The sequence below is a fragment of the Stenotrophomonas nitritireducens genome (genome assembly GCF_001431425.1).
GTDB classification, from domain to species: domain Bacteria; phylum Pseudomonadota; class Gammaproteobacteria; order Xanthomonadales; family Xanthomonadaceae; genus Stenotrophomonas; species Stenotrophomonas nitritireducens.
Map to the genome: position 1 here is coordinate 1 of NZ_LDJG01000085.1, position 649 is coordinate 649.

The following is a 649-nucleotide window of genomic DNA, read 5'->3' on the forward strand; positions in this document are numbered from 1 at the left end:
TTCTGCTCCAGCACGTCCTCGATGGTGACCAGGCCGGCGACGCCGCCGTACTCGTCCACCACGATCGCCATGTGGTTGCGCGAGAGCCGGAACTCCTTGAGCAGCACGTTGAGCTTCTTGGACTCGGGAATCAGCACCGCCGGGCGCAGCAGTTCGCGGATGCTGGCATGGCTGTTGTCGGCGACCACGCCGCGCAGCAGGTCCTTGGCCAGCAGGATGCCGAGCACGTCGTCCTTGTTCTCGCCATGCACGGGGAAGCGCGAATGGCCGGATTCGACCACCTGCTTCATCAGTTCGAGGAAAGGCTGCTCGACCGGCAGGGATACCATCTGCGAGCGCGGGATCATGACGTCGCCGACGGTCAGTTCGGCCACCGCGATGGCGCCTTCCATCATGCGCAGGGTATCGGCGGCGATCAGGCCGTCCTGCTCGGCCGTCTGCAGCACGGCCACCAGTTCGTCGCGGGTATGGGGTTCGCCGGAGAAGGCCGCGCTCAGGCGTTCGAGCCAGCCGCGTTTCTTTTCGCCCTGCTCCGGGGCGGTACTACTGTCGTCTTCGGACATCTCTTCGATCAGGGCACCCGGCGGGCCGGGCGGTGAGGGCAAGTCTAGCAGGATGTCCGTTGCTGCCCGCTCAGGCCGGCGGCGCG

The 649-nt window shown here is 66.6% G+C and carries 1 protein-coding gene; it reads right to left on the reverse strand.

From position 1 onward, the window contains the following. On the reverse strand, positions 1-563 hold a 563-nt coding region (locus tag ABB22_RS17530), incomplete at its 3' end, for a CBS domain-containing protein (RefSeq protein WP_152984265.1). Positions 564-649 lie beyond the last annotated feature (86 nt).